The organism is Burkholderia sp. Bp9015, assembly GCF_003853505.1.
Classification (GTDB): domain Bacteria; phylum Pseudomonadota; class Gammaproteobacteria; order Burkholderiales; family Burkholderiaceae; genus Burkholderia.
In genome coordinates, this window is the sequence record NZ_QTPZ01000002.1 from 32,288 (window position 1) to 53,562 (window position 21,275).

The 21,275-nt window shown below is 70.7% G+C and carries 17 protein-coding genes; 14 read left to right on the forward strand and 3 right to left on the reverse strand.

Going from position 1 to position 21,275, the window contains the following annotated elements; all coding sequences use genetic code 11:
* Positions 1–30: 30 nt before the first annotated feature.
* From DIE12_RS02520 to DIE12_RS02580, 12 genes are all read left to right on the forward strand, one after another.
* Positions 31–429, forward strand: coding sequence for a DUF3467 domain-containing protein (locus tag DIE12_RS02520; protein WP_124519912.1), 399 nt, complete (start codon positions 31–33; stop codon positions 427–429).
* A 9-nt stretch (positions 430–438) separates the two neighbouring features.
* On the forward strand, positions 439–4,299 hold the full coding sequence (locus DIE12_RS02530) for an N-acetylmuramoyl-L-alanine amidase (RefSeq protein WP_260427893.1): 3,861 nt from the start codon (positions 439–441) through the stop codon (positions 4,297–4,299).
* 69 nt (positions 4,300–4,368) lie between these two features.
* Positions 4,369–5,493: a hypothetical protein gene (locus DIE12_RS37925; RefSeq protein WP_185640947.1), complete on the forward strand. Its 1,125-nt coding sequence runs from the start codon at positions 4,369–4,371 to the stop codon at positions 5,491–5,493.
* Positions 5,490–5,753, forward strand: a complete 264-nt coding sequence (locus DIE12_RS02540; RefSeq protein WP_124519909.1) for a hypothetical protein — start codon at positions 5,490–5,492, stop codon at positions 5,751–5,753. Before DIE12_RS37925 ends, DIE12_RS02540 begins: the two co-directional genes overlap by 4 nt.
* A complete protein-coding gene (locus tag DIE12_RS02545; RefSeq protein WP_044844334.1) occupies positions 5,750–6,571 on the forward strand; it encodes a hypothetical protein in 822 nt (273 codons plus the stop codon). The genes DIE12_RS02540 and DIE12_RS02545 overlap by 4 nt, the downstream gene beginning before the upstream one ends.
* Positions 6,568–8,040, forward strand: a complete 1,473-nt coding sequence (locus DIE12_RS02550) for a S8 family serine peptidase (protein WP_124519908.1) — start codon at positions 6,568–6,570, stop codon at positions 8,038–8,040. The genes DIE12_RS02545 and DIE12_RS02550 overlap by 4 nt, the downstream gene beginning before the upstream one ends.
* A 58-nt stretch (positions 8,041–8,098) precedes the next feature.
* Positions 8,099–9,910: a hypothetical protein gene (locus tag DIE12_RS02555; protein ID WP_124519907.1), complete on the forward strand. Its 1,812-nt coding sequence runs from the start codon at positions 8,099–8,101 to the stop codon at positions 9,908–9,910.
* Positions 9,911–9,960: 50 nt separating this feature from the next.
* Complete coding sequence (locus DIE12_RS02560; protein ID WP_044844331.1) at positions 9,961–11,013, forward strand: hypothetical protein; 1,053 nt, start codon at positions 9,961–9,963, stop codon at positions 11,011–11,013.
* A gap of 39 nt (positions 11,014–11,052) precedes the next feature.
* On the forward strand, positions 11,053–12,444 hold the full coding sequence (locus tag DIE12_RS02565; RefSeq protein WP_124487343.1) for a hypothetical protein: 1,392 nt from the start codon (positions 11,053–11,055) through the stop codon (positions 12,442–12,444).
* Between the two features lie 3 nt (positions 12,445–12,447).
* Positions 12,448–13,749 (forward strand): hypothetical protein, encoded by a 1,302-nt coding sequence (locus tag DIE12_RS02570; protein WP_124487342.1) that lies wholly within the window; start codon positions 12,448–12,450, stop codon positions 13,747–13,749.
* Between the two features lie 3 nt (positions 13,750–13,752).
* Entirely contained in the window at positions 13,753–14,748 is a 996-nt protein-coding gene (locus DIE12_RS02575; RefSeq protein WP_124519906.1) for a hypothetical protein, read from the forward strand.
* Between the two features lie 141 nt (positions 14,749–14,889).
* Positions 14,890–16,467, forward strand: coding sequence for a hypothetical protein (locus tag DIE12_RS02580; RefSeq protein ID WP_124551065.1), 1,578 nt, complete (start codon positions 14,890–14,892; stop codon positions 16,465–16,467).
* Between the two features lie 169 nt (positions 16,468–16,636).
* On the opposite strand, the gene DIE12_RS02585 is transcribed toward DIE12_RS02580, so the two are convergent.
* The 3 genes from DIE12_RS02585 to DIE12_RS02595 all read right to left on the reverse strand — a co-directional run bounded on the left by DIE12_RS02585 (position 16,637) and on the right by DIE12_RS02595 (position 18,019).
* Positions 16,637–17,371 (reverse strand): ABC transporter substrate-binding protein, encoded by a 735-nt coding sequence (locus DIE12_RS02585; protein WP_124487339.1) that lies wholly within the window; start codon positions 17,369–17,371, stop codon positions 16,637–16,639.
* A gap of 112 nt (positions 17,372–17,483) precedes the next feature.
* Positions 17,484–17,777: an antibiotic biosynthesis monooxygenase gene (locus DIE12_RS02590; RefSeq protein ID WP_044844322.1), complete on the reverse strand. Its 294-nt coding sequence runs from the start codon at positions 17,775–17,777 to the stop codon at positions 17,484–17,486.
* Complete coding sequence (locus DIE12_RS02595; RefSeq protein ID WP_124487338.1) at positions 17,774–18,019, reverse strand: hypothetical protein; 246 nt, start codon at positions 18,017–18,019, stop codon at positions 17,774–17,776. The genes DIE12_RS02590 and DIE12_RS02595 overlap by 4 nt, the downstream gene beginning before the upstream one ends.
* On the opposite strand from DIE12_RS02595, the gene DIE12_RS02600 reads away from it, so the two are divergent.
* Both DIE12_RS02600 and DIE12_RS02605 read left to right on the forward strand, forming a co-directional pair.
* A complete protein-coding gene (locus tag DIE12_RS02600) occupies positions 18,018–19,424 on the forward strand; it encodes an HD domain-containing phosphohydrolase (RefSeq protein WP_124519902.1) in 1,407 nt (468 codons plus the stop codon). The two genes, DIE12_RS02595 and DIE12_RS02600, sit on opposite strands and share 2 nt — an antisense overlap.
* Before the next feature lie 57 nt (positions 19,425–19,481).
* On the forward strand, positions 19,482–21,254 hold the full coding sequence (locus DIE12_RS02605) for a histidine kinase (protein WP_124487336.1): 1,773 nt from the start codon (positions 19,482–19,484) through the stop codon (positions 21,252–21,254).
* Positions 21,255–21,275: the final 21 nt, after the last annotated feature.

The window sequence follows — 21,275 nt, forward strand, 5'->3', positions numbered from 1 at the left end:
GACCGCCCGTCGCCATGCAAGGAGGCCGTCGTGCACGTCATCGAGCCAAGCCAGGACGCCCCGCCGGAGCCGGCCCAGCCGGCCGGCCAGCCACGGCCGCTGCTCGCCAGTTATGCGAACTATTTCGAGGTCGGGCACAACGCGTTCGAGTTCCTGATCGATGCCGGGCAGGTCGAGCCGCAGTCCGGCAACGTCCAGTTGATGAGCCGCGTCGCGATCAGCCCGGTGCACGCGAAGCTGCTCGCCCAACTGCTGGCGCGCGCGATCGCCCAGTTCGAAGCGACGCATCACGAAATCCCCGACATCGGCGACCCGGAACCGGATCTGGAGATGCTTTCCCCGCAGGAATTCGAACGGCGCGCGATCGATGCGCGCAGCAAGCCGATGCTCGGCGGCCGTCACGACGAGCCCGATCAAAACCAGAGCTGAGGACACGACATGGCAGCGCAACTCCATCCCAACCGCATGGTCCTGACCGACCGTTTCCCGATGCTGGGCTTCACGATTCGCGTCGGCCACGCGCCGTGCGTCGCGGAACTGGTGATCGCCACCGATCCCGCGCTGTTCACGCGCAAGGACGGGCGCACGTCGTCGACGTTCTATACCAGCCGCGAGGACGGCCTGCTGGCGATCCCGCGCGGCGAAGCGGTGTTCATGGTGCCGCCTGCCGTGCTGGCGCGCTTCGCGGGCGCGAGCCGGCTGTGGTTCGGCCTCGCCACCGCGGCGTCGCCCGCTGCCGATGCGTGGACGGTCGACGTCCTGCCGAATGCCGACAGTCCGTACGTGTCGCTGTCGGGGCTCAGCGACCGGGGATTGCGCCGGGTTCGCGTGTTCCCGACGCGCGGCACCGCCGCCGTCAGGAGTCCGCTGTTGAACTGGGCGGGCGACGCCACGCGGCCGGGCGCGACCGCCGTGCCGGCGCCGAGCGCACCGGGCGCCGCTCCCACCGCGGCGCAGCCGGCCGTCGAGCCCGTTGCGCCGCACCACGACGTTCATTACGACGACGGCTTCGGTCCGCTTCCGCCGCTCAATGCCGCAACGCCGGGCGCCGCGACGCCCGCCGCGCCGGCGTCGGCGTCGGCCGCGCGACCGGCACCCGCCGTCGCACCGGCACCCGCCATCGCACCGGCACCCGCCATCGCACCGGCACCCACCATAGCATCAGCACCCGCCATCGCGCCGGCACCCGTGTCGCAGGGGATGAGCGACGATGCCGGGTTCCGCCTCGCGGGCGAACGCCGCGGCTTCACCTGGCCGCGGCCGCGCAAGCTCTCGACCGTCGAGCGGGCCGCGCTGCGCGCGATTCTGAGCGCGAATCCGGCCACCGCGTCGCTGATGCTGCTGCTGCCGGTCGCGATGCGCAACGGCCTGTCGGTCTCGATCGGCGCGGGTGCGGGCGCCGGCCTGGAATCCGGGGGCGCGGGCGCGGTCGGCCTCATCTTCGACGCCAATGGCGACGACATCGGCGTCTTCGTGTCGGGCGAGCTCGACTTCGGCTACATCGTGTCGGCGAGCCTCACCGGCCAGATCAGCCTGCTGCGCGGCCATATCGACGATTTCGCGGGCACCGGCACGACGGTCGGCGTGATGGTCGGCGAAGCCCCGGCCGGCGGCATCTCGGCGCTGTTCAACGCCCGCGGCGAATTCGTCGGCGTCACGCTGTCGGCCGGCGTCAGCGTCGGCAGCCCGGTGAGCGTGTTCGTCGGCGTCTCGCGCGCCGCGGCGGGCACGATCGCCACCTCGTCGTCGTCGTCGCTCGCGTGGTCGCGCGGCCTGAGCGCCGATCCGGAGGCCTACGGCATCGATACGCCGCCGTACAGCGACGACGATGCGGCCGCCGAGCCTTCCGCGACGGCCAGTGCGCTGGCGCTGGGCGCGCGCGAGAACAGTCTCGTCACGCGTACCGCGGCCAGCCCGAATTTCGACGAGGGGCGCGGCAGCAAGACGATCGACCGCATCATCATCCACATCGCCGACGTACCGACCGTCCAGCAGGTGGTGAATACCTTCACCAATGCGTCGTCGAAGGTGAGTTCGCATTACCTGGTCGGGCAGGAGGGCGAAGTCGTCCAGTTCGTCTCCGAGGCCGACACGGCGTGGCACTGCAAGGGCTCGAACCAGCGCAGCATCGGCATCGAACACATCGCGGTGAAGCGCGGCGGCGCCGACTACCCGCGTCGCAACGGCACCGTCCAGCATTTCGATGCGCTGGCGCCGACCCAGCTCCAGTACGAAACCTCGGCGGCGCTGGTCGCGTCGCTGTGCGACAAGTATCAGCTGCCGATCAATCGCACGACGATCATGGGCCATCGCGAGGCCGACACCTCGACCGGCCATACCGCGTGCCCCGACGGCAACTGGGACTGGGACTACTTCATGCGGCTGGTCACCAGCCGCACCTGCCAGCCGCAGGCGGCCGGCCAGGCGCTGGGCCTCGCCGCGCGCGGCCTCGGCGACGACATTCCGCTCGATCCCGGCGTCGGCGGCCTGTCGATCGGCACCGACGCGCTGGAGATCGGCGACATCATTCTCAGCACCACCGGCAATCCGGGCTCCGGCGTCATTCGTGCGGGCTCGGGTGCGGAGGTCAGTCACGCGATGCTCTATGTCGGCCAGGGCGGGCAGGTGATCGAGGCGATTCCCGGCGGGGTCCAGCTGCGCCCGCTCGCGGACGCACTGGCCGACGCGCGCCTCGCGGTCGCGTTCCGGGTGCCGGGCCTGACGGATACGCAGCGGCAGCAGGTTGCCGATGCCGCCGCGCGCTACCTCGATCGCGGTTTCAACTACGTCGGGCTGGTCCGCTGCGGCAGCTACCTGATCGACCGCCACGCGTGCGACCTGCTGTCGGGCGACGCGGCGGAGCGCTGCCGCCGCTTCGTCGGCCGCATCGAGCTCGGCGAAGGCGCCGACACCGACAACTTCTTCTGCTCGCAACTGGTCGCCCAATCCTTCCAGGACGCGGGCAGGCCGATCGTCAGCGTGCCGCCGCACTGGGTGCCGCCGGGCGATCTCGCCAGCCTGTCGACCGGCACGATGGCCCCCGGAACGCTCGCGTATGTCGGCCATCTGAAGGCGCCGATCCCGAGCCGCGGCTTCTTCGGCACGAGCCAGGCGCTGTCGGTCGCCGCGGGCGCCGCGCGCACGCTGGGCGCCGACGACTGGTCGGTGAACTGGGACGAGGTGCAACTGACCCCGCAGCCCACCGACATGGGCTGCTGGGCGACGGCCGCGTCGATGGTGATCGGCTGGCGCGACAACCAGAGCGTCGACCCGACGCTGCTCGCGCGCTGCATCAGCCTCGAGCGCCAGATGCGCGATGGCCTGGCGCCGGCCGAGGTGGCGGGGTTCGCCGGGGTGTCGACGCTCACGGTCGAACCCAATGCGTGCTTCGCGCCCGAAGGCTTTCGGCGGCTGCTGGAGGCGAACGGGCCGATCTGGGTCGCCGAAGTCGTGCGCGCGCCGGTCAACTTCTTCCATGCGGTGGTGGTGACGGGCATGTATCGCAGCGGCGACGCGTATTTCGTGCGGATCACCGATCCGCTGGACCGCGTGGTCGGCACGCCGGGCCATCCCGGCGCGCGGACCGTGCCGCCGACCCACTCGACCGGCAGCCGCTACATCATGACCTACGAGGATTTCGTGTCGGAATACGAGGCGGCGGCCGGCATCGGCGTGATCCAGCTGATGCATTCGGGCGGCACGTTCGGCCACACGATCAATCGCGGCAGCGCGGCGGGCGCGGGCTATGCGCTCGGCGTCGAGCCGCCGGCCGCGGGCGGCGAGTTCGGCTTCGGCGTGAGCCTGACCCGACGCACCGAGAGCCGCGACGGGCGCAGCTACGATCTTGCGCAGCTGGCCGGGCTGGTCCAGCCGGCCAATGCGCTGGCGGGCGGCGCGGGGCAGCCGCGCATGGCAGGCCAGCGCATCACCCTCGACGACTGGCCGTACATCGACGGGCCGAGCGGCCGCACGTCGGCCCCGGTGTCGATCGACTGGGCGTGGCAGGGCGGCGCGGTCGGCGACGTGACGATTGCCGCGGACCACGGCCAGATGCTCGACGGCTGGAGCGCGTTCGTGCGCGCGGATATCGGCCGCGGTTCCGGCACCCCCGAACGGGCGAGCGTCAAGCTGCGCATCACCACCACGTTCCGGCATGCCGGCGAGGAGGACCAGGTCGGCGTGACGGAGGTGACGCTGAACGGCGACGGCCGCTTCCAGACCGTGCACGGCGTCGACGGCGCGCCGCCGCTTCCGGCCAGCGGCACGCAGCCGGCGCCGCGCGAACTGCAACCCGCCTGACCCCGAGGGACACGCGCGATGGCCCGCCACATTCCCCCTCCGCCACCCCGCGGCGCGATCACGCCCGCGGTGGCCCTTGCTCGCGACGCGTTCGGCCGCGAGATCGTCGACGGGTCCGGATCGGGCGACCCGGGCAGGCAGGACGGCGCATTGCCGCAAGCAATGCCGGCCGGCGGCGCGGCGCCCGCGGCCCCGGGCGGGTCGGCGCCCGCCAAGGAGAAGGCGACGGACGCCATCGGCCGGCGTGCGGCGGCGCTCGCCGATGCGATCGACTTTCCGACCTTCGTCGCGAGCCTCGTGCATGGCACGTACGACGCGATCGTCGACAGCTCGATCAAGCAGGTCGAGAGTTTCGCCGACCTGGTCGGCGCGGTGGCCAAGCCGCTGGACCAGTTCACGCAGGAGAACGTGACCGACGGGCAGGCGCGCGCATGGCTGGTCGAGCAGTATCCGCACGACGTGACGCTGACGCAGGACGGCGGCGATTACCGCCTCGCGCCGGTGGCCCGGCCCGGCGACGACGATGCGGCTCCCGCGCCCGCATGGCTCGCCGATTTCGGTGCGGCCGACAGCGCGTTCGATACCCAGACGCTCGAATCGGTGGTGCTGCCCCGCGCCCGCGAGCGCGTCGCGCAGCACCGGTTGTCGACGCTGTCGACGATGGTGCTGCTGGGCATGCAGCGGGTCGTGGTCAAGGACGGGACGATCGCGGCGAGCCTCAATTTCCAGGCCAAGGCGCGCGACCGCGCCGCGGTGCAGTATGCGACGTCGAACGACCCGTCGTCGGGGCAGACGACCTGGGGCGGACGGGGAACGTCGGGCGATGTCGTCACCACGGTCTCGACCGTCGCGGTCAACGCGCAAACCGACACCGATCTCAAGGCGACGCTGACCGGGAAGGTGAGCATCAATTTCGCATCGGAGACGCTGCCGCTCGACCGTTTCGTCGACGAGGCGTCGCGCAATCTGCTGGAGCGGCACAGCCGGCCGGCGGCGCGGATCGCGCCGCCGGCGGCGACGGCCGCCCAGCCCGCGGCGCCGGTGGCGGCGCCCGTTCCCGCCGCGACGCAGGCGCCCGCCGCCGCGCCTGCGCTGCCGGCCGCGTCCGCCGCCCCGTCGGCCGCGTCGGCTTCGTCGGCTTCGTCGGCGCCGGCGGCACCCGCACCCGCACCCGCACGAGGAGAACCCACATGATCGCGCCGCGGCCGCTGGGCGAGACGCTGGGCGCGTTCGCCGACGCTGCCGGACAGCTGGCCGCGGGCGCGGCGCAAGGGCTGCGGGTGCGCTCGATGGCGATGGAACTGCCGCTCGACCTGCGCATTGCATGGGGCGCCGACGGCATCGAGCTGGTCGGCGACCTGCCGCAGTTCCTGACCCGCACGGCCTTCGATGCGGAGCCGGCGCGGCTCGCGATCGTCCTCGAAGCCGTGCCGGTCGAAGGAGCGGTGCGATGAACAGCAACGCCAGCCTGCGCCTCGAGGATTTCATCCAGGCCGTGCAGAGCCAGCTCGACAACGCGCAGGCGGCGATGGCGATCAAGGCGCGCAACCTCAACCTGCCGCTGACCTTCGCGATCAAGGACGTCAACCTCGATCTGCGTGCCCATGTCGAATTCGTCGAAAGCGAGGTGTGGATTCGTCCCGCCGGCCCGGGCGACACCGACAGCAGCACGTTCCATCTCGTCTTCACGACCATCACGCGGCCGGCGATCGAGGAGAACGCGATCGCGCTGTCCGAGGACAGCAAGGACCAGCCGCTCGACGCGCTGGGCGACGAGCTCTCGGCCGAGGACCGCAAGCGGCTGGAATGGGCCGGCGTGCGCACGGTCCGGCAATTTCGGCAGGCCGAGCAGCGCGACATGGTGCATGCGATCGGCCGCGTCACCAACCTGTCCGTGGACCGGCTGCGCCGGGCGCTCGACCGGGCGTCTGCGCCGAGCGTCGAGCGGATCGAACCGGTGGCGCCCGCTACCGACGCGCAGCCCGATGCGGCGCCGCTGCTGCGCGTGATCGGGCGCAATCTCGTCAACGGCACGCACGCGCCGCTGGTGCGGATCGGCAATCGCCCGGTCGCGGTGCTGCAATCGGCGGACGACGAGCTGCTGCTCGCGCCCGGCCGCGACCAGTGGGCCGGCGAACTCGCCGTCTCGCCGACGAGCCGCCACGCCGCCGCGCTGGCGTTCGACCTGAGCGCATTCGCGCCGCCGCCGGCGCCCGCGGCCAGGCCCATGACCCTGGCTGCCGTGCCCGGCCAGGAGGAGGCGCGGCCATGACGATCCATGCACTCGGCACGCCGTGGGCATCGCCCGGCGAGCGTCAGTTCAGCCTGCCGACCAGCCTGCTCGTCAAGCTGGCGCTCGGCGAAGCGCCCGAGCACGTGCCGTCGATCCGCGACGTGACGCGCGGCGCGCTGGCCGCCGCGCAATGCATCGACGGCGGCCCGGTCGACCGCATCGTGGTTGCGTTCGCCGGCCGCTTTCTCGCGGTGCGCCCGTTCAGCGCGGCGGCCGGGCGCTGGGTGCCCGGGCACGCGCACCTCGGCTACGACGCGATCGAACAGACGACCGGCATGGCCCGCACGCTGCTGCTGCGCGTGCCGGCGGGCACGCCGATCGGTGCGCTGTGCGACTCGCTCGCCCAGCTCGCGACCGTGGAAAGCGTGACGCCCAACTACGTGGCGACGGTCCCGATGGACGCGCCCGGCCGCCTCGCGCCGGTGCCGCCGGCCGCGCGGGTTACTCAGGATGCGCGCGCGCTGGTGCGCATGGCCGACGCGCACGCGATCGAGCCGGGCGACAGCGGCGTCACGGTCGGTCTGATCGATAGCGGCATCGCGCGCCAGCATCCCGAATTCGCGCATGCCTTCCGCGCGGGCGCCGATACGGTGCGGCTCGAGCCCGGCGACTTGTCGCCCGGCGTGCAGCTGCTGAGCGGTCACGGCCATCGCGGCGATTTTCCCGAGGACCGCTTCGTCGGTCACGGCATGGGCTGCGCGGGCATCATCGCCGCCGAAGGCGTGGCGATGCCGCGCGGGCTCGGCGGCGACTGCCGCATCCTGCCGATGCGCGCGCTGGCGGCCGCCCGCCTGCCGGGCAAGGCGCATGCGATCGGGCTCGGCGCGATCGCCGACCTCGATCGCGCGCTCAAGCTCGCGGTCGACCTCGGCGCGAAGGTGATAAACATGAGCTTCGGCACCGACGACGCGACGATCGCCGCCAACCGCCCGAAACCGCATGCCGACACGGTCGCGTATGCCGCCGCGCGCGGCTGCATCCTCGTGGCCGCGAGCGGCAACAACGGCGCCGTGACCCGCTACTGGCCCGCCGCCTATCCGCAGGTGATCGCGGTCGGCGCCGTCGGCGACGACGGCCGGCCGACCCCGTTCTCGACGCGCGGCCCGCACGTCGCGCTGTGCGCCCCGGGCGAACGGGTGCTGACGAGCGCGATCGAGGCCTATCAGCTCGCGACCGGCACCAGTTTCGCCGCGCCGTTCGTCGCGGGCGCCGCGGCGCTGCTCGTCGCGTACGCGCAGCGCCGCGCCTATCCGCTCGACGGCGCGACGGTACGCGAGCTGGTCGTCGCCACCGCGCGCCCGTTCGCGCCCGGCGCGGCCGACGGCTGCGGCGCCGGCATTCTCGACGCGGCGGCGGCGCTGCAGGCGCTGTCCGGCCGCATCGACGCGTACGAAGCGGCGGGCGACGACGGTTGCACGGGCAAGGACGGCCGGGCCGACGACGGCTGACTGGCGCACGGGATCCCGCTCACTCCCCCGAACCGACCGGATTTCAAGGAGAAGTTAAATGTTTCATGTCAACAATCAAGTCCGCTTCCTCGACCTCGTCGACCTCGAGACCCGGGCACGCGACGGGCTGGTCGATATCGTCAACCGGCTCGAGTCGCTGAAGCGGCCGCCGGTCGCCGCCGAGCGGGAGCAGCTCGCGCTGTGCAAGGCCATCCTCGCGGTTGTCTACGACACGAAGCCGTCCGACGGCGTGCCGCAGGTGTGCGATCCGCTGTTCGTCGCCACCCGCGAACTGCTCGCCAGCAAGTCGCTGGTGAATCCGCCGTTGCTGTCCGAGGTCAACGGCCAGCTCGTGTTCGACGCGGGCGACGTGAGCGGCGCCAATGGTGCCAATGGCGCCAATGGCGCGAACGGCTCGGACCCGGAGGCCGTGTCGATCACGCTCGTCGCGCTGGTGCTGGGCATCCTCGCGGTGGACGGGGCCACGCCGCCGCCTGTGAAGGTCGACGGCGGCAAGACCGTGCCGGACGGCGACAACGTGCTGATGAACGCCTTTACCCGCCAGTTCTTCGCGGCGGTGGGCGAAGCCAATTCGTACGGTGGGCTCGCGCAGCGGGTGCTGGCGCTGCTGTGCATCGAGGGCGATCCCGACGGCCGCGGCGGCGAGCAGCCGGGCGTGGTCACCACCGAATTCGCGCGCGTGATGCGCGGCCTGCAGGCCCGCAAGATCCAGGCCGACGAGCCGCAATTGCGCCGCCGCATCAACGAGGAGCTGAACACCGTCCAGAACATCGGCGGCGAGGACGCGATCGCCGATCTCGGCATCGACCTGCCGAACCTCGAGGATCTGGAAGACGCGAACATCGTCGCCGACAACGTGCGCGTGATGGGCCCGATGATCGTCGCCGCGATGTTCGACGAACTCAAGGTGTTCCAGGTGGTCGACCGCATCGTCGAGCAGTTCCAGCACGGCACGCTGCCGATCGGCCCGGGCAATGCCGGCAAGCTGCTCTATCGCTACTGGCGCGAAACGCCGAACCGCATCTCCGAGCAGGAGCGCAAGAACTTCGCGGCCATCACGCTCGGCGTGCCGGGCGGCGATCCGAACACGGCCGGCAATCGCGAGTTCAACGACCTGTGGATCCGCTTCGTGTCGTCGGTGTCGTCGTTCGTGCGCCAGACCGAAGTCGACTCGCTGCTGCGCGCGAGCGTGCCGAACCCGATCAACCACCAGCAGGTGCGCAAGGCCGCCCGCGATCTCGCCGGCAACCTGTCGCTGCACGGCTACGGCATGGCGCATTACGCCGCGCGCGAGATCCAGTCGCAGGTCAAGTTCATGATCGACCTGCTGCAGGACCCCGAGATCCGCGGCTGCTACGGCGCGAAGGACATGTGGCAGGTGATCGACCAGGTCGCGACCTACGACCTGGGCGGCGCGCGCACCAGCTCGCGCTATCGCACGCTCGCGACCTGCGGCACGATCATCACCGCGTGGCTGGCCAACAACGTCGATCGCGTCAACAAGGCGACCGGCCCGCTGCTCAGCATCGACCAGATCGCCAATCCGGACGTCTCGTCGAACCACAAGTCGACCGTCGACCCGACGGACTACGACCTGGTCAATGCGTGCGAGCTGTGGCTGGCCGATACCGCGACCACCGATACGCAGATCGAGCAGTTCTCGCAGCCGCGCGAGGCGCCGCAGATGACCTCGAAGCCGGTGCCGATCCCGGCGATGGCGCGCGAGATGCTGGACGGCGTCGGCGACATCGGCGCCGGCATCGGCCTCGGCGCGGGCGTGCCGGTGAAGGCGGGCTACGGTGTCGGCACGCACAACGGCGCGAGCTACTACTCGAACCGTCCGCACTGAAGCGGCGTCGCGTGCGCTGCGCCATTTTCGAACCCTGCCGGAGCCGAGCCATGCCCCTGACCTCAATCCGCGAACCGGTCGTCGCCCGGGTCGAACGCCGCCTGAAAAGCGCCGCGCGAAGCCTCGGCACCGCCGATCCATTCGCGCCGTCGCGCGACCTGTTCCTGCGCACCTTCGGCGACGGCGCCGACGATCTGCGGTTCCGCGACAACGCGCTGATGCCGATGGCGGTGCCGTTCGAGCCCAGCTTCTCGGAAAGCCAGCCGGGCAAGCTGCGCTTCACGATCGAGCCGTTGCCGCCGGAGGCGTCGGCGATCGACCGGCGCGACGAGTCGACCCGGGAAATGCGCAAGCTGATCCGCGACTTCATCGGCCGCGAGGCGCTGCACTGGTTCGACCAGGCGAGCGAGCCGTTCCGGGGCTTCGCGCGGCCGGGCGGCAACCTCGACTACGGCGCGTTCTTCGGCTCCAGCTACGACCGCGACGGGCTCTATGCGTCCAAGGTGTACTACGAGCTGCCCGGCGACGCCGGCACGATCGAGAACCTGCCCCGCGACCTGGCCGGCATCGTCCAGGCCGCGCTGCAGATGGTGCCGGGGCTCAAGCCGCTCTTCACCACGATGGCGGCCCAGCGCGATCTCGGCGGCCAGCGGCTCACGTTCGCGTGCACCCGCGCGCTGCGGCTCGCCGATCTGCAGCCGGTCATGGATGCGCTCGGCATCGGCCATCGGCTGCCCGGCATCATGCAGCTCCTGGGGCTGGTGCTCGGCGGGCGCTTCGACCTGCCGCCGCACGGCGCGCTGCTCGCGTTCGGGCTCGGCCCGGACGGGCCGGATTTCGAGCTCTACGTGCTGCTGTCGGCGATCCCCGACGTGCCGCCCGCGTTCCTCAGCCTGCTGACGATGGGGCTCGCCGAGCGTCCGCGCGGATTGCAGGCGCTCGAGCGCTGGATGGGGGCGTTTACGCCGGAGGACGCGCACTGGCCGGGCCGCTTCTCGATCATCAGCCTGCGCACGGACGCGGCCTGCCCGGCACGCGTGAGTCTCTACCTGCGCCCCATCGAGTTCGAACTGCCGGCGGACGCGCCCGCCCAGGCCAACTGAATCTGAACCGCTTCGTCACGCGTTTCCCGCGAGGTCGCCATGTTCCCGCAAGCTGCCCGTTCCACGCCGATCGCGCCGCCGCCGCCGCGCGCCGCGGCGGCCGCTCCGCGGCACACGCCGCCGGTGCCCGCCGACGAAGTGCGCCACGGCGTCGCGCAGATGTTGACCCGGTCGCAGGCGTTCAACGCGATGCCCGACGCCGATCGCCGCGACATCGCGCGCAACACCGCGTTGATCGCCGATTACCTCGCGCGGCCAGAAGGGTTCGCCGGCCACGAGATTCCGGGCGGGGTGGGCACCGCGCCGGCGCGCGCGCTCGACGACAACACGGATCATTCCGCGCACGAGGCGGATTTCTCGACGCACAACCAGGCCGTCGACAGCATCGGCAAGTCCAAATTCACCGCGGCGGCCGCGCACGAGGGCGCGGCGGTCGCGGGCGAGCTGCTGAACCAGGTCAAGTTCCCGACCTTCGTCGCGAGCCTGATCAGCGGCGTGTTCCAGTCGATCACGCACAGCTCGATCGAGCAGATGAAGGCGTATCAGGAAATGATCGCGCAGGTGGCGAAATCGCTCGGCCAGTTCGCCGACGAACATGTGACGGAGAACCAGGCGCGCGATCATATGGTCGGCCAGTTTCCCGACCTGTTCGAGATCGGCATGGACGACAGCGGCGACACGCCGAGCCCGCGCGTGCAGGTGCGCGACGGGGTCGACCCGGACGAAGCGTCGAAGACCGTGCGCGCGCGCCTGCAGATGGGCGACGGCGATACCTTCGACCTGTCGGACGAGGCCTCCGAGCTGGCGATCGTCAACCGTTTCAAGATGCAGCTCGCCAAGCAGCGCCAGCAGATGCTGGCGTCGATCGTGCTGATGGGCATCAACCGCATCGTCGTCACCGACGGCAAGATCTCCGCGAAGATCATCTACGACGTGCGCGCGCAGGACACGCTTTCGAAGCAGCGCAGCGCCACCGCGGTCGACCTCGCCCGCGACAAGGACGGCAACGTCCAGTCGACCTACGCCGGCAAGGGCACCTACGATCGCGGCGGCAAGTACGACTCCAGCAACGACAAGGACAATGGTCGCCAGTACAGCGCCGACTACTACGCGAAGGGCGACTACGAATACGAGAACAAGCCGATCATCACCGCGTCGACGGCCGCGTCGGAAACCAGCAACGCGGCGATGCAGACGAAGATCCAGCTGTCCGGCGCGGTCGACGTCAATTTCAAGAGCGACTACCTGCCGCTCGACAAGATGGCGACGCCGCAGATGATCGCCACCATCACCGGCAACGCGACGCCCGCCGATCCGAACGTGCTGCCGAGTCCGAAAACGCCGCCGGCCGCGTCCGCCCCCGCGGCGGCTTCGGCCCCGGCGGCGGCGCCGGCCGCCGCGCCGGCACCGGCTGCGGCCAGGGGAAACTGAGCCATGCGCCTGCCCGCTCCCCCCGACGCGCTCCACCCGGTGCGGCCGCCCACGAGCGCCGCCGCGTTCGACGCGACGCGGCCCGAGGTGCGCCGCCTGCTGACCGCGATTCCGTCGTTCCTCGACCTGCCCGACGACGAGCGCCGCCGCATCGCCGCCGATACGGTGCGGGTGCTCGCCTACCTGGCCGACCCGAACGGCGTGCACGCCGAGATCGCCGAGCGCGAGGCGAACGGCGAACTGCCGCCCACCGGCCTCGCGCACCCGCTCGCGCAGCCGGGTCCGGCGCCGGCCGCCGCGGCGCTGGCCGACGATCCCGTCACCGCGACCAAGCGCCAGCTCGCGCAGGATCCCGGCTTCGCCGGCAAGGACTTCCAGGCCGGCGCGGTGAAGCAGGGCGTCGAGCAGTTCGGCCAGATGGTGCAGAAGGTCGATTTCCCGAAATTCGTAGGAGGCCTGATCAAGAACGTGTTCCAGGCGATCGTCGAAAGCTCGATCGAGCAGATGCGCGCGTATGGCGAGCTGATCGCCAATGTCGCCAAGACCACCGCCCAGTTCATGAGCGACAACATCAGCGAGGGCGCCGGCCGCGACTATCTCGCCGATTCGTTCCCCGACGTGCTGTCGGTGCAGGCGCAGGACGGCGCCGACGCGTTCGACGCGGACAGCGCCGGCGCGGCCGCGGCGGCGGCCCCGACGCGGCTGGTGGCGCAGGGCGACAACGCGCAGCAGCGGCTGGCCGAGATCAGCCGGAACTACAACCTCGATCCGCCCGTGACCGACCTGTCCGACGACAAGTCGGAACTGCGCCTCGTCACCGCGGCGCGGCTGCAGATGGCGAAGCAGCGCCAGCAGCTGCTGTCGTCGATGGTCATGCTCGGCATCAACCGCATCGTCGTCACCGACGGGTCGATCAACGCCAAGGTGGTGTTCGACATGCGCGCCAGCGACACGGCGAAACGCACCTACACCGCGTCGATGCACGACCGCGAGAGCCAGAAATACAAGGAATCGCTCAACGCCCATTACGGCAGCTGGTACACGCCGTATTCGGCCGACGCCGCGTTCGAGGGGCAGCAGGAACACGTGGCCACCGTCGGGTCGGCGCTCGACGACACGAGCGAATCGAAGGCCGAGGTGAAGGCGAAGCTGTCGGGCGAGGTCCGCGTCAACTTCAAGAGCGACTACCTGCCGCTCGACAAGATGGCGACGCCCGAGATGATGTCGGTGATCCAGGGCAACTCGACGCCGTACAACCCCAACAAGCCGGCCCCTGCCGCCGGCGTGCCGGCCGGGCAGCACTGAATCATGGCGCGCACGCTCATCGTCCCGCCGGCGGATGCCGGGCTCGCGGCGGCCATCCGGTCGGGGGAGCGGCTCGTCGAGCGCGCGACCGCGCACGGCCTCGCGTTCGCGCTCGACGAGCTCGGCGACATCGCGATTCCCGATCCCGTTGCCGCGCGCGTCGACAAGGCGCAGCTGCGGGCGCTCGCGTCGCTCTATCTGGCGGCCGACCTCGAGCCCGCGGGCGTGATCCCCGCGGTCGAGGCGCTCGCCGGCCTGTCGGCGAGCGGCGCCGTCGGCGTCGATCTCGGCGGCGCGGAGCCGCTGGTCGCCAACTGGTGGCGTCACCGCGCCGAGAAGCTCGCGGCCGGCGAGCGCGCGGCGTTCTATGCACGGTTGTTCGGCACCGCGTACGGCCCGGCGGCCGCGGATGCCGAGCGCAACGTCCAGTTCGAGGAATGCATGCTGGTGCTTTGCGAGGCGCTCTACAAGCTCGACGAGACGCCCGGTGCCGACCCGGGCGGGGATCCCGGGCGCCAGGCGCGAGTCCGCAACGCCGCGCGCGCGCTCGCGCAGAATCTCGGCGCCGCCTGTACCGGCGTGACCGCATTCATGGCCGGCGAGATCGTCGGCATGCTCAGGGACGCGTTCGCGATCCTCGGCCATGCCGACCTGCGTCACGGCTTCGCCGCGCGCGACATCTGGGGCGTGGTGGCCGGTATCGGCCGGCTTTCGCGGCAGTCGCCGCGCCAGCCTGCCTCCTATGTCCGGCGCGGCAAAGCCGGGATGACCGTGATCGCATGGCTGGCGGACGTCGCGGATGCGCTGGACGGCGCGTCGCCGCTGCTGCGCACCGACAATCCGGTGATCGCCTCCGCCGCCGACTGGATCGAGGCGACGCTCAGCCTCGGCGAGAAACCCGACGGCCCGGTGTCTTCCGTCCCGGACGACGGCCGCGCCGTGCTGCCGGCCGCGCGCCCGGCCGCGCCGTCGAACCCGTGGGCGGCGCTCGGAAGCTGACATGGAACCGCGTCGCTCAGGCCGTCGCGAGACGGGCGGCAGAACCCGGGTGCCGACGGCGGCGGACGTGCCGTCGCCCGTCCGGCCGTGCTTCACGTGTTGCGGGACGCGGAATGCGCGATGCGCGGCGGAGCCGCCGAGATGACGGCAACCGCCCACCTCGCGCGTTCGCCGGTGCCGCGGCCCGACGTTCGCCACCGTCTCCGTGAACTGCTGTCGGCGCAGCAGGGCTTCGGCGCACTCGATCCGGCCATGCGCCGCGATCTCGCGTCCGGACTGGCACGGATCGGCTCGCTCGCGGTCGATCATGACGAGCTCGCGGCGCGTCCCGGCACCGCGCTGGCCGTCGCGCAGGACGCGGGCTCGGCGTATTCGGGCACCGCCATCGACCGGATGGCCGGCACCACCCGGGCCGTGCTCAACGCGGTGTCGTTCCCGCGCTTCGTGACCGAGCTGATCACGGGCGTCTTCAAGGCGATGAACGATTCGAACCAGCAGCAGTTGACCGCGTTCGTCGACCTGATCCGCAATGTCGCGCAGACCACCGAAGGCTTCGCGGACAGCAACGTCGGCATCGCCGGCGCGCGGCAGTGGCTGGCCGAGCATTTCCCCACCGCCTACGAGGTCACCGGCGACGACGAGGCCGCCGACGACGCCGACGAACTGGCGGGCCTGCCGCCGGACGAGCGCCGCCAGCGCCAGCAGGAACTGCAGGCCGAGCGCGACGCGTCGACCCGGCTGGCGTTGCGCGCGGGCGCGACCCCGCCGGCGGAAGCGGCGCTGCGCACCGCGCTGGGATTGGGGCCGGGCGACGCGGTGACGGCCGCCGATCCCGAGCGCCTGGTGCCGCTCGCCCAGCAGGTGCTGGCCCGCAACCGCCAGCAGTTGCTCGCGACGATGGTGCAGATGGGTTTGCAGCGCATCGTCATCGAGAGCGGGCGGCTCAATGCCGCGATGAATTTCCATATCGACGCGAGCAGCGTCGCCGCCAACGACCGCGGCTCGCAGTTCGACACGCGCAACACGGTGGGCGTGAGCGGGGGCGCGCGCTTCGGGCCCTGGGGTGCGGAGGCCAATGTGCAGAGCACGATCGGCTACGTGTCGACCGACCGGACCCAGACGACCGAAAGCTCGCACGCCGACCTCAACCTGAGCAGCGGCGTCGAACTGGTGTTTCGTACGGATTACGTGCCGTTGAACCGGCTGGCGGGTGTGGGCGACGTCGAACGCATCCGCGTCAACACGATCAATCCGGATGCAGAAGCGGCGCGCCTGTCCGCCGATCGCGCCGCCCAGCGTAGTGCCGAACAGGCCGACATGGCCGCTCGCAGGACCGCGCTGGACGGTGGGCTGCGTGCGCCGCCGGCTGTTGGGTCGGCGGGTTCGGGCGGGGCGGGTTCGGGGGCAGCGGGTTCGGGAGCGGCGGGTTCAGGGGCAGTGGGTTCGGGGTCGGCAGGTTCGGGGTCGGCGGCGTCGGGATCAGCGGGCTCAGGACCAGCAGCTTCTGGATCAGCGGCGTCAGGCTCGGCAGGGAGTGCCCACACGAGCCAACCCGCCTCGTCGCCGCCGAATCCAGCGCCTGCTTCCGCTTCCGCTTCCGCGCCGCAGCCGCCGACCGGGCCGGGCGCCGCGGCGTCCCGCTCGCCCGCGCACCCCGCGACGGCAGCGCCTCGATCGCCCGCCGGCGCAACAGCAGCGGGACATCGCGCCGCATCATGAACGTGCGCACCGGCAGTCGTTCGCAAAACACCGTGCCGCGCCGAATCCCGCCGATGACGACGTTCAGCCACGCGAGCGAAGTGTCGAGCGCCAGGTGGCGCCGGGTTGTCGACGGCCCGCGCCGACCTGGCACGACGGCGTCGTCGGAAACACTTGACGGGTGTGCGAATCAGGCCAGCGGTGCGACCGACGCCCCGACGATGCCATGCCGCCGCAGCGACTCCGCGACGAAGCCCGACGCCTTCATTGCCTCGACGAATGCGCCGAGCACCGTCGCGGCCGCTTCGCCGCGGCTCTTCGGCACGCCCATCGCCTGGCGGATCACCATGAAACGCTCGCCGAGCAGGCGCAGGCCCGGCGTCTTCGCCGCATCGGCCTCGAGCTGCTGCTTCACGCCGGCCGCGACTTCGAGCTGCTGCTCGACGAAGGTCGGCACGACGGCCTGCGACGTCGGCGCACGCACGATCTGCGCGGCCTTCAGCTCACGCGTGAGGAACAGGTCGTACGCGCTGCCCTTGCCGACCGCCACGCGGTTGTGCGGCTGGTCGACGTCTGCGTTGCCGCGGATCGGCGAAGCGTCGCGCACGAGATAGAAGCCTTCGATCAGCACATAGGGCTCGGTGAACGCGACCGTTTCGCCGCGCAGCGGATCGACCGCGAAGAAGCCGAAATCGGCGCGCTCGTCGGTCAGCGCCTGCACCGACTTGGCGGCCGTATCGAACACGACGAGTTCGAGCTCGGCCGACAGCCGCTCGGCGAACGCGCGCGCGAGGTCGATCGACACGCCGAACGGCTCGCCCGTCGCCGGGTCGCGGTTCGCGAGGATCGGGTTGCCGAGATTGATCGACGCGCGCAGCTTGCCGGTCGGCGTGAACGCGGAGAGGACGGAAGGGTCGACGGTCATGAAAGGGCTCGTTGGGAAGGCGGGTGCGCTGGCGCGGCGGACGGTCAGGGCGCCAACGCAGCGTCATCCGCGATGGATCGGTTGGCTCGTTGCGGCGGTTGCTTCACCGTGCTTACTTCACCGCAACTTCCGTATGCACGACTTGCGGCGGGCTCTTGAAGAACGGGCCCGCCAGCTGACGCCACGCCTGGAAGTCGTCCGACTGCCGGAAATGCACCATGTGGTCGTCGACGCTGTCCCACTTGACGACGAGCAGGTAGCCGCCGCTGCGCTCGATCACGCGATGCAGCTCGGCGCCGCCGCAGCCGCGCGCGCGGGCGAACAGCGGGAGGGCCTGGCGAACCGCCGCCTCGAATGGCTCGGCCTGCGACGGATCGATTTCGAGCGATGCCATTTCCAGAATCATGAATGCTCCTGTGGGGTGAATGAGGCGAACGGATCGCGATGCGACGGGGCGCCGCGATCGACGCGTCCCGCAACGATACCGGAAGTCGGCATCACGCGTTCCGGATGACCGGCTCGCGCGCTGCCGGTCGTGCGTCGCATGCCGCTTCGGTTCATACGAATCAGCGTTTTCCCCAATACGGAATACGCGGCACGCGCCGATGTCACAGAGGTGGTGAAGATAAACAATCCGAGGCCTGCCATGACGACATCCGCGACAAACGGAACGAACGTTACACCACCCGAATCGATCACCGACGCCGCATCCGACACCCCCGCCGCCGCCCCATCGATCCTGCTGGTCGATGACGAGCCGAGCGTGCTGTCCGCGCTGCGGCGCGTGCTGCGGCCCGCGCACTACGAGGTCCTGACCGCCGAAAGCGGCGAAGCCGCGCTCGAGATCCTTGCGTCGACCGAAGTCGACCTGATCGTGTCCGACATGCGCATGCCGACCATGAGCGGCGCGGCGTTTCTCGCCCGCGCCCGCGCGCTGTATCCGGACACGATGCGCATCCTGCTGACCGGTTATTCCGACATCGCATCGATCGTGGCGGCCGTCAACGAAGGCGGCGTGTATCGCTACCTGAACAAGCCGTGGGACGATCACGATCTGCTGATGACTCTCGAGCAGGCGCTCGAGCAGCGGCGCCTGCGCGGCGAAGCAGCGCGACTGGCAGCACTGACCGAAGCGCAGAACGAGGTGCTGCGCCGCTTCAACACGGAACTCGAAACGCAGGTGCGCGCGCGCACCGAGGAACTCGGCCAAACCGTGATGTTTCTCGAAGCCGCGCAGCACGACCTGAAAAGCAGTTTCACCGCGATGGTCCAGGTGTGCGCGAGCATGATCGAAATGCGCTGCGGATCGGCGAGCGGCCATGCGATGCGCGTGGGTGAGATCGCGCGCCGTCTCGCGCTGTCGGCCGGGATGAGCAGCCTGCACGCGCAGGACGTGTATTACGCGGGACTGCTGCACGGCATCGGCAAGCTGTCGCTGCCCGACGAACTGCTGCACAAGCCGCTCGTCAAGATGACGACCGACGAACACAGCCTGTTCCAGCAGCATCCGCTGCGCGCGCAGATGGTGCTCACGCCGGTCGCGCAGCTGCACAAGGTCGCGTCGATCGTGCTGCACCAGTACGAGCGCTTCAACGGCCGCGGCACGCCCGACGGGCTGGCGGGCGACGCGATCCCGCTCGGCTCGCGGATCGTCGCGATCGCGCGCGATTTCGAGGGGTTGCGAAACGGCGAGATCGGCTCGCCGCATTCGGTCGAACAGGCGATCGACGTGCTGCATTCGCAGGCCGGCGTGCGTTACGACCCGCTGCTCGTCGCGCGCTTCATCGAGCTGGTGCGGGATCCGGCGAGCCTGCGCATCGCCGCGTCCGTCGCGGAGATCCGGTCCGAACAACTGCGCGAAGGGATGCAGCTCGCCGACGATCTGCGCACGCATCGCGGCGTGCTGCTGATGACGAAGGGCAGCGTGATGTCGGCGCACCAGATCGAGCTCGTGCGGCGCTTCGAAGCACGCGAGGGCACGTCGTTCGACATTCTCGTGCAGACCGGCGCGGCCGCGTCGACGCAGGCGAGCGCCGCCGCGCCGCCCGCGTGACGCTGCACGGGGCCGCACCGCCGCAGCACCGCGTTCATTTCGACCGGGACGCCGATCATGCATGGCACCTATAATCTGCTGCTGGTCCTGCTGTCGCTCGTCATCGCGACGCTGGCCTCCTATACGGCGCTCGACCTGGCGGCGTTCATCTCGCTGCTCGACGACCCGCGGCTCAAGCGCGCGTGGCTGGCCGGCGGCGCGGCCGCGATGGGCACCGGGATCTGGTCGATGCACTTCGTCGGCATGCTGGCGCTGTCGCTGCCGATTCCGCTCGGTTATGCGCTGCCGGATACCGGCGCGTCGCTCGCGATCGCGGTGCTCGTGTCGTATTTCGCGCTGAACGTCGTCACGCGTGCGCGGCTGAGCCGCCGGCACCTGCTCGCGGGCGGCGCGCTGATGGGCGCCGGGATCGTCGGGATGCATTACACGGGCATGGCCGCGATGCGCATGGTGCCGGGCATTCGCTACGAACCCGCGCTGTTCGCGGCATCGATCGGCGTGGCCGTGATCGCATCGACCGCCGCGCTCTGGATGGCGCAGACGTTGCGCGCGCAACAGGCGCGCCATGCGACCGCGCAACGCATCGGCGCCGCGCTGATCATGGGCATCGCGATCACGGGCATGCACTACACGGCGATGGCGGCCGCGCATTTCGCGCCGGACGCGCGCTGCGGCGCCGCGAACGGCATCGACGGGCCGTGGCTTGCGACGACCATCGCGCTGTTCACGACGGCGACGCTGATCGTCACGCTGCTCGTCTGCCGCTTCGATGCGCGCACAACCTTTCTGCGCGGCATGACGGACACGCTCGAACGGCTGGTGCGATTGCGTACCGCCGAACTCGAAACGGCGTTGCGGCGCTACGAGCAGACGACGGCGATGCTGCAACGCACGCGCGAGAACATGGCGAGCGAGATCGACGAGCGCCGCGCGGCGCAGAGTCGGCTCGAACAGGAGAAGGACGAACAGCGGCGCCTACTGCGCGCGCTCGAGGAAACCCACGTGCAGTTGCTTCAATCGGAAAAACTCGCATCGATCGGCCAGCTCGCGGCCGGCGTCGCGCACGAGATCAACAATCCGATCGGCTTCATCAGCGCGAACCTCAATACGCTGAGGACGTGGGTGCGCAGCCTGCTGGACGTGATCGCCGCGCACGAAGCCGCGCTGCCGCAGCTCGAACCCGCGGCGCGCGACGCGCTGACGGCGCTGCGCGGCGCGGCCGATCTCGACTACGTGCGCGACGAGATCGTGACGCTGATCGACGAATCGATCGACGGCGCGGTGCGCGTGCGCCGGATCGTGCAGGACTTGCGCGATTTCTCGCGGCCGGGCAGCGGCGAGTGGAGCGTGGCCGATATCCACGCGGGCCTCGAGAGCACGCTCAACGTCGTCCACAACGAACTCAAGTACAAGGCCGACATCGTGCGCGAGTACGGCGACCTGCCGCTGGTCGAATGTCTTCCGTCGCAGCTGAACCAGGTGTTCATGAACCTGCTCGTCAACGCGGCACACGCGATGCCGACGCGCGGCGTGATCACGATCCGCACGTCGAGCGACGGCGAGCAGGTGTCGATCGCGATCAGCGATACCGGAACCGGCATGACGCCCGATATCGTCCGGCGGATCTTCGATCCGTTCTTCACGACGAAGCCGGTCGGGCAGGGAACGGGGCTCGGGTTGTCGGTGTCGCACGGGATCGTCGAGCGTCATCGCGGCACAATCGACGTGACGAGCGAGCCGGGGCGCGGCACGACGTTCCGCGTTCGACTGCCGATCCGGCGCGCGCAGGGCCACGCGGGCGCGGCGGCGGCAGTCGGGCAACGCGTGTGAATGACAGGTGACGCGTCGCTC

What these genes read in the sequence shown, in the direction of transcription:
- DIE12_RS02585 (WP_124487339.1), bottom strand. Translation starts at nt 17,371, where the DNA reads ATGACCGTCGACCCTTCCGTCCTCTCCGCGTTCACGCCGACCGGCAAG.
- DIE12_RS02575 (WP_124519906.1), top strand. Translation starts at nt 13,753, where the DNA reads ATGGCGCGCACGCTCATCGTCCCGCCGGCGGATGCCGGGCTCGCGGCG.
- DIE12_RS02550 (WP_124519908.1), top strand. Translation starts at nt 6,568, where the DNA reads ATGACGATCCATGCACTCGGCACGCCGTGGGCATCGCCCGGCGAGCGT.
- DIE12_RS02590 (WP_044844322.1), bottom strand. Translation starts at nt 17,777, where the DNA reads ATGATTCTGGAAATGGCATCGCTCGAAATCGATCCGTCGCAGGCCGAG.
- DIE12_RS02560 (WP_044844331.1), top strand. Translation starts at nt 9,961, where the DNA reads ATGCCCCTGACCTCAATCCGCGAACCGGTCGTCGCCCGGGTCGAACGC.
- DIE12_RS02570 (WP_124487342.1), top strand. Translation starts at nt 12,448, where the DNA reads ATGCGCCTGCCCGCTCCCCCCGACGCGCTCCACCCGGTGCGGCCGCCC.
- DIE12_RS02565 (WP_124487343.1), top strand. Translation starts at nt 11,053, where the DNA reads ATGTTCCCGCAAGCTGCCCGTTCCACGCCGATCGCGCCGCCGCCGCCG.
- DIE12_RS02555 (WP_124519907.1), top strand. Translation starts at nt 8,099, where the DNA reads ATGTTTCATGTCAACAATCAAGTCCGCTTCCTCGACCTCGTCGACCTC.
- DIE12_RS02530 (WP_260427893.1), top strand. Translation starts at nt 439, where the DNA reads ATGGCAGCGCAACTCCATCCCAACCGCATGGTCCTGACCGACCGTTTC.
- DIE12_RS02580 (WP_124551065.1), top strand. Translation starts at nt 14,890, where the DNA reads ATGACGGCAACCGCCCACCTCGCGCGTTCGCCGGTGCCGCGGCCCGAC.
- DIE12_RS02605 (WP_124487336.1), top strand. Translation starts at nt 19,482, where the DNA reads ATGCATGGCACCTATAATCTGCTGCTGGTCCTGCTGTCGCTCGTCATC.
- DIE12_RS02540 (WP_124519909.1), top strand. Translation starts at nt 5,490, where the DNA reads ATGATCGCGCCGCGGCCGCTGGGCGAGACGCTGGGCGCGTTCGCCGAC.
- DIE12_RS02595 (WP_124487338.1), bottom strand. Translation starts at nt 18,019, where the DNA reads ATGGCAGGCCTCGGATTGTTTATCTTCACCACCTCTGTGACATCGGCG.
- DIE12_RS02600 (WP_124519902.1), top strand. Translation starts at nt 18,018, where the DNA reads ATGACGACATCCGCGACAAACGGAACGAACGTTACACCACCCGAATCG.
- DIE12_RS02545 (WP_044844334.1), top strand. Translation starts at nt 5,750, where the DNA reads ATGAACAGCAACGCCAGCCTGCGCCTCGAGGATTTCATCCAGGCCGTG.